Annotated in this window: 6 protein-coding genes; 4 read left to right on the forward strand and 2 right to left on the reverse strand. The window is 66.0% G+C overall.

The window, feature by feature from the left end; genetic code table 11:
- The first annotated feature begins 16 nt into the window (after window positions 1-16).
- Entirely contained in the window at window positions 17-787 is a 771-nt protein-coding gene (locus XI08_RS22995; protein WP_271576072.1) for a sulfite exporter TauE/SafE family protein, read from the forward strand.
- Window positions 788-983: 196 nt separating this feature from the next.
- On the opposite strand, the gene XI08_RS23000 is transcribed toward XI08_RS22995, so the two are convergent.
- Window positions 984-2,372 (reverse strand): flavin monoamine oxidase family protein, encoded by a 1,389-nt coding sequence (locus XI08_RS23000; protein WP_271576073.1) that lies wholly within the window; start codon window positions 2,370-2,372, stop codon window positions 984-986.
- Between the two features lie 192 nt (window positions 2,373-2,564).
- Between XI08_RS23000 and XI08_RS23005 the strand changes: the two genes are divergently transcribed.
- Window positions 2,565-3,542 carry a YiiX/YebB-like N1pC/P60 family cysteine hydrolase gene (locus tag XI08_RS23005; protein ID WP_027543738.1) on the forward strand — a complete coding sequence of 326 codons (978 nt, stop codon included), beginning with the start codon at window positions 2,565-2,567 and terminating at the stop codon, window positions 3,540-3,542.
- A gap of 181 nt (window positions 3,543-3,723) precedes the next feature.
- Here XI08_RS23005 and XI08_RS23010 read toward each other — a convergent pair whose 3' ends face one another.
- Window positions 3,724-3,999: a metal-sensitive transcriptional regulator gene (locus XI08_RS23010; RefSeq protein ID WP_007598521.1), complete on the reverse strand. Its 276-nt coding sequence runs from the start codon at window positions 3,997-3,999 to the stop codon at window positions 3,724-3,726.
- Between the two features lie 59 nt (window positions 4,000-4,058).
- Between XI08_RS23010 and XI08_RS23015 the strand changes: the two genes are divergently transcribed.
- Window positions 4,059-6,518 (forward strand): heavy metal translocating P-type ATPase, encoded by a 2,460-nt coding sequence (locus tag XI08_RS23015; RefSeq protein WP_271576074.1) that lies wholly within the window; start codon window positions 4,059-4,061, stop codon window positions 6,516-6,518.
- A 142-nt stretch (window positions 6,519-6,660) separates the two neighbouring features.
- Window positions 6,661-7,107 carry a nickel-responsive transcriptional regulator NikR gene (nikR, locus tag XI08_RS23020; protein WP_271576075.1) on the forward strand — a complete coding sequence of 149 codons (447 nt, stop codon included), beginning with the start codon at window positions 6,661-6,663 and terminating at the stop codon, window positions 7,105-7,107.
- The last annotated feature ends 61 nt before the right edge of the window (window positions 7,108-7,168 follow it).

A 7,168-nucleotide genomic window follows, 5' to 3' on the forward strand; every position in this document is an offset into this window, starting at 1 on the left:
TCCAGAACCAGATAGCATGAGTCTCGCCGACTTCCTCCCGAAGGACGTCAGCCTCACCATTGCGATGGCGCTCTGCGCCGTCGCCTTCGTCTCAGGTACCGCGCGCGGCTTTTCCGGCTTCGGCTCGGCGCTGATCTTCATGCCGATGGCGAGCAGCTTCGCGGCGCCGCGGCTCGTTGCCGCCTTGCTGCTGGTGATCGATTTCGTCGCGGCGGTGCCGCTGCTGCCCGACGCATGGCGCAAGGCCGACCGCAAGGCCACCGCCGTAATCGTGCTGGGTGCGCTGATCGGCGTGCCCATCGGCACCTATTTCCTCAGCGTGCTCGAGCCCGTCACGACGCGCTGGATCATCTCCTGCTTCGTCGCCGCGCTGTTGCTCCTGCTGCTGTCGGGCTGGCGCTATCGCGGCAAGGACCACGCCTGGCTCTCGGTCGGCATCGGCGGCCTCTCCGGCTTCTGCAGCGGGCTGGCGCAGACTGGCGGGCCGCCGATCGTCGGCTACTGGCTCGGCCGCCCGATCGCGTCGATCGTCGCGCGCGCCAACATCCTGCTGTTCTTCGGCGCCTCGGACTTCTTCTCGATGGTCAGCTACGCGACGACAGGCCTGATCAGCCGCGAATCGCTGGTGCTCTCGCTCATCGTCGGTCCGGTCTATGCCATCGGCGTCGCATTCGGCGCCTCGCTGTTCGGCCGCGCCAGCGAAAAAATGTTTCGCGGCATCTGCTATGTGCTGATTGCGATGGCGGTCGTCTTTGGTCTGCCGGCGTTGGATGGGGTTTTGCGATAACTCCCTCCACGGGTCGTCCCCGCGAACGCGGGGACCCATACCGCGTGATCTATCGATCGCCGTAGGTGACAATACCAAACGACTATCTTCGCCAAACTACTCCCTGGGGTTATGGGTCCCGGCCTTCGCCGGGACGACGAGTGGAGTTTGAGGCTATGGCGCCGCGCGATGGCGAATGTGTTGCCGCTTGGTTGCCCTACTGCCGCGGCGCCTTGCGCCGCTTCGTCGACTGCGTCGGCACATCGGCCGGCTCGTCCTTGAGCGCGCCGATCTTGCGCAGCGCGGCGTCAGCGGCGCGCTCGCCGCTGTCCCAGGCGCCGTCGACGGTGCCCCACAGCGTCTCGTGGGTGGCTTCGCCGGCGAGGAACAGATTGCCGATCGGCTCGGTCAGGATTTTTCGCGAGAGCTGACCGCCGGGCGAGGACGCCGACATCGCGCCCATCACGAAGGGCGAGGCATTCCAGCGCGTCGCGCTGGTCTTCTGCACAATGGCCGCGGCCTCGCTGCCGAACAGTTTTGCGATCCATTCCTTCGCGAAGGCCGCCATCGCCTTCTCGCCCTGCTCCGACAAATCGCGGCCGAACGAGCCGCCGACATCGATCGAGCACAGCGAGGAGCCGCCGATATTGGCGAACATCAGCGCGGTGCGCGTCGAATTGCTCTGCTCGATGAGGATGTCGTCGCGCGCGAGCCCGAGCGGATTGCCCGGCAGTTGCAGCACGATGTGATCGTAGCTGCCGAGGGTGAGCTTCGACGCCGCGTCCAGCGTGCGCTTGGGAATATCGGGCGCGAACTTGATCGCGCCGGCGATGAGTACGTTGGTCGAGACCGTGATGATGGCGGCGCGGGCGGCGATCTTGCCCCCTTGCGTCTCCACGCTGACGTCGCGATTGCTCCAGCTGATGCGGCTCACCGGCGTCGACAGCGCGACCGGCGCCTGCTCGCCGAGCTTGGTGATGAGCGTACCCAGACCCTGGCGGCAGGCGATCGCGGCATTGCGGTCCTGTGCGCGCGCCTTGTCGATCGCCGACAGCTCCTTCAGGTCCTTGCCGGCAAAGCTCGCGCCCAGCATGAACTCGGCCGCGCCCGCCCAGTCGCCGAGATCCTTCGGCAGCACGGAGGCGCAGGAGCTATCGAGCTTGCCGCGCGCGGCCTCGTCGATGGCGCGGTTGGCGCGCACCAGCGCCGCCAGGAATTCCTCGGTCTCGCCGGCGCGCGCGTTGCGGCGGCCGATGCGCATCTTCTGGCCCGACGGCGCCGGCAGCACGTCGAGCCCGGCGCTGCGCGCCAGCCGGATCATCGGATTGGTCTCGGGATTGTGCATCCAGCGCGCGCCGCGGTCGAACGGCACGTCGAAGGTCGTCGTGTCCGTGATGCAGCGGCCACCTATTTGCGATGCCGCCTCGACCACCACGACCTTGCGATTGGCCGCCATGATGCGCCGCGCTGCGGCAATTCCGGCTGCCCCCGCGCCGATCACGACGATGTCAGCCTCGCGCGGCAGGGGTGCGGCGGTTGCGCGCAGGACCGGCATCGCCGCAAAGGCCGCCGACGCCGAAAGGAAACCGCGGCGCGTGATTGTCATGTCATGGTTTCCGGAGACTTGCGGCAAACGGGAACAGCCAGCGAACCTTGCCGTATCTCATGTTGCACGGCAACCATCATGGTGAATCAATGGTGCTTGATCTCACAGAGTGATGAACCGAATTGCAACACGTTTCGACCATGATAGAGAAGGGAAAAAAAGCGGCCGAAAAAGGCCGTGGGGGAGTTCGACATGGGGACGGTCCTAGATTCAGTCGGCAAGCTGATTGCCGCGTACCTCTCGAAGGAGGTGCCGGGCTATGAGCCGTTCACGCCTAGCGACCCCGAGCACCTGCGCGGCGTCATCGAGCCCGGCGACGTGCTGCTGGTCGAGGGCAACAACCGCATCTCCGGCATCATCAAATACCTGACGCAGTCGACCTGGTCGCATGCCGCGCTCTATGTCGGCCCGATCGAGGGTGCGGAAGAGCCCAATGGCGAGCCGCATGTGCTGATCGAGGCCAATATCGGCGAAGGCGTCACCTCGGCGCCCCTGTCGAAGTACTTCCCCTATCACACCCGCGTCTGCCGCCCGGTTGGGCTGTCCCATGAGGACCGCACCACGGTCTGCCGCTATGCGATCAACCGCATTGGCTTCGGCTACGACACCAAGAACATCGTCGACCTGATGCGCTTCCTGTTTCCGCTGCCGATACCGCAGCGCTGGCGGCGTCGCATGATCGCGATCGGCTCGGGCGATCCGACCAAGATCATCTGCTCGGCGCTGATCGCGCAGGCGTTCGACGCCGTGCGCTATCCGATCCTGCCCAAGATCACCAAGGCCGGCAGCCGCGCGGCCCGGCGCGAGATCCTGCACATCCGCGATTCCTCGCTCTACATGCCCCGCGACTTCGACATCTCGCCCTATTTCGAAGTCGTCAAACCCACCATCGTGCACGGGTTCGACTACACCACCCTGCACTGGGCCGACAAGCAAAAGCCGCTCGAGGAGGTAGCGGGCACATTCAGTGTGTTTCCAGAAACGATCAGTGCGCCGCCGCTCGTTCCTGAAGCGGCTGACGAAGAGGCGCCGGCTGAGATTCCGGCTGCGCAAGTGATGCGCGAGGCGGCTGCCGAGATGGACGCCACCTTCTCCGAGCATTTTGTGCTGCTCAACGAACTCGCGGTGTACCGCGCGCGCCGCGGAGACGCGTGCGAGGTCGCGGCGTAGCTCCGCCGTCGTCCTGGCGAAAGCCAGGACCCATTACCCCAGGCAGACGTTTGGCGGGGACCTGTCGTTCGGTACAGCTACCGAACGCAATCGATAGATTCCGCGGTATGGGTCCTGGCTTTCGCCAGGACGACGTTGGGGAGATATCGTGCGCTTCTCTCCATGACCGAAGAATACGGATCTACCTCTCCGCCCTTCCAATCACCGCCATCAACTCCGCGATCTTCTCGCGCTGATCCGCCTTGTCGCCGCTCGCAATCGCGTGCTCGACGCAATGGGCGACGTGGTCCTTCAGGACCTCCTCCTCGACCCGGCGCAGCGCGGCGCGCACCGCCGAGATCTGCGTCACGATGTCGATGCAGTAGCGGTCTTCCTCTACCATTTTCGACAGGCCACGAACCTGGCCCTCGATCCGGCCGAGACGTTTTCCGACAGATGCCTTGATGTCTTTGCGCATGCCGTCTATATACCCCTACCGGGTATGGGTTGCAAGACCGAGAAGGCCGGAGCATGGGAATGAACGACGCCGAACACAGCCATCATCACGACGCGGACGGTCACACCGGATGCGGCTGTTCGAGCAAGGCGGCGACGCCGCCGAGCGAGAAGCCTGCGGCAGCCTCGTGCTGCGGCGGACACGGCGATCATGCCAGCCACACGCATCATCATGACCATGGCGCAGCGGCGACGAAGGTCCGCGACCCCGTCTGCGGCATGACGGTCGATCCCGCGACGTCGAAGCACCGTTTTGAGCATCACGGCGAGATCTTCCATTTCTGCTCAGCCGGATGCCGCACCAAATTCGCCGCCGATCCCGCAAAATACCTCGCCAAGGAGAAGGCGAGCGAGCCGGAGATGCCCGCGGGCACGATCTACACCTGTCCGATGCACCCGCAGATCCGCCAGGTCGGACCCGGCAGCTGCCCGATCTGCGGCATGGCGCTGGAGCCGGAAGTGGCGAGCCTGGAGACCGGCCCCAATCCCGAGCTTGCCGACATGACACGGCGGTTCTGGATCGGCGGCGCGCTGGCGCTGCCGCCGGTGGTGCTGGAGATGGGCGGCCACCTCGCGGGCCCGCACAATTGGATCGATGCGACGCTGTCGAACTGGATCCAGCTCGTCTTCGCCACGCCCGTGGTGCTGTGGGCCGGCTGGCCGTTCTTCGTGCGCGGCTGGCAGTCGCTGGTGACGCGCAACCTCAACATGTTCACGCTGATCGCGATGGGCACGGGCGTCGCTTACGTCTACAGCGTCATCGGCACGGTCGTGCCGCAGATCTTCCCCGCCACTTTCCGCGGCCATGAGGGCGCGGTGGCCGTCTATTTCGAGGCAGCCGCGGTCATCACCGTGCTGGTGCTGCTCGGCCAGGTGCTGGAGCTGCGCGCCCGCGATGCGACGTCGGGTGCGATCAAGGCGCTGTTGCAACTCGCGCCGAAGACCGCGCGGCGCGTCGAGCCTGATGGCAGCGAGCATGAGGTCGAGATCGACGCGCTCCATGCCGGCGAGCATTTGCGCGTTCGCCCCGGCGAGAAGGTGCCGGTCGACGGCGTCATCCTGGAGGGGCGTTCCTCGCTCGACGAATCGCTGGTGACGGGCGAATCCATGCCGGTCACCAAGGAAAGCGGCGCAAAGGTCATCGCCGGCACGTTCAATCAGTCCGGCAGCTTCATCATGCGTGCCGACAAGGTCGGGCGGGACACGCTGCTGTCGCAGATCGTGCAGATGGTCGCCGATGCGCAGCGCTCGCGCGCACCGATCCAGCGCCTGGCCGACCAGGTCGCCGGCTGGTTCGTGCCCGCCGTCATCGTCGTTGCCCTCGCCGCCTTCGCGGCCTGGGCCTGGTTCGGGCCGGAGCCGCGGCTGGCCTTCGGCCTGGTCGCCGCCGTCAGCGTGCTGATCATCGCCTGCCCCTGTGCACTGGGCCTTGCGACCCCGATGTCGATCATGGTCGGCGTCGGCCGCGGCGCGCAGGCGGGCGTCCTGATCAAGAACGCGGAAGCGCTGGAGCGAATGGAGAAGATCGACACGCTGGTGGTCGACAAGACCGGCACGCTGACCGAAGGCAAGCCCAAGGTGGTCGCGATCGTGCCGGCTTCCGGCTTTGCGGACGACGACATTCTCCGCTGGGCGGCCAGCGTCGAGCGCGCCAGCGAACATCCGCTGGCCGACGCCATCATGCGCGCGGCCAAGGAGAAGCAGCTCACACTCGGCCAGGTCGAGCAGTTCGATTCGCCAACGGGCAAGGGCGCGACCGGCAAGGTCGACGGCAGGACCATCGTGCTCGGCAACGCGCGATATCTGTCGTCGATCGGGATCGACACCAAGACACTCGACGCTGAAGCCGAGCGGCTGCGCGGCGATGGCGCAACGGTCATCAACATGGCCGTCGATGGCCGGCTCGCCGGCCTGTTCGCGATCGCCGATCCGGTCAAGGCATCGACGCCCGAGGCGCTGAAGGCCCTCGCCGCCGAGGGCATCAAGGTGATCATGCTGACCGGCGACAACCGCACCACGGCGCAGGCGGTGGCGCGCCGGCTCGGCATCGCCGAGGTCGAGGCCGAGGTGCTGCCGGACCAGAAGAGCGCGGTGGTGACGAAGCTGCAAAAGGCCGGCCGCAGCGTCGCGATGGCCGGTGACGGCGTCAACGACGCCCCGGCACTGGCGGCCGCCGAAGTCGGCATCGCTATGGGCACCGGTACCGATGTGGCGATGGAGAGCGCCGGCGTCACCCTGCTGAAAGGCGACCTCGTCGGCATCGTGCGAGCGCGAAAACTGTCCCAGGCGACGATGAGCAACATCCGCCAGAACCTGTTCTTCGCCTTCATCTACAACGCCGCCGGCATTCCGATCGCCGCCGGCATCCTCTATCCGACCTTCGGCGTCCTGCTGTCGCCGATCATCGCCGCGGCGGCGATGGCGCTGTCCTCGGTGAGCGTGGTCGGCAATGCGCTGCGGCTTCGGGCGACCCGGCTGTGAGCAGCGGGAGTTAAGTGCGTAGCCCGGATGGAGCAAAGCGAAATCCGGGTTTTGCTAGTATATCGACATTGTCCCGGATTACGCTTCGCTCCATCCGGGCTACAGTTCAACGGATACTGGCGAGGCGCGCAGGAGCATTTTGATGCAGCGAATTACGATCACGATCGAGGACGATCTGCTGGCGGAGATCGACGCCGCCGCGGAGGCGCGCGGCTACCAGAACCGCTCCGAGATCATCCGCGACCTCGCGCGCGCCGGGCTGCAACAGACGACAGAGGATACCGCGCAGACCGGCCCCTGCGTCGCCGGCCTCGTCTATGTCTACGACCACGCCGCCCGCGATCTCTCAAAACGCCTGGTGCAGGAATTCCACGGCCATCACGACCTCGCGCTGGCGACGCTGCACGTCCATCTCGACGACAACAATTGCATGGAGATGACGGCGCTGCGCGGCGCGGCGGATGAGGTCAGGCATTTCGCCGATCACATCATCGCCGAACGCGGCGTGCGCTACGGGCGTGTGGTGATGATCCCGACGGGGGAAGGGAAACAGGCGAAGGTGCGGAAGCATGCGCACCGGCATGAGTAGGTGATCTATCATCGCACGCGTGGTGCGTAACCCTCTCCCACAAGGGGCCTGTTGCGTTATC

The sequence above is a fragment of the Bradyrhizobium sp. CCBAU 11361 genome (genome assembly GCF_028128935.1).
Classification (GTDB): domain Bacteria; phylum Pseudomonadota; class Alphaproteobacteria; order Rhizobiales; family Xanthobacteraceae; genus Bradyrhizobium; species Bradyrhizobium niftali.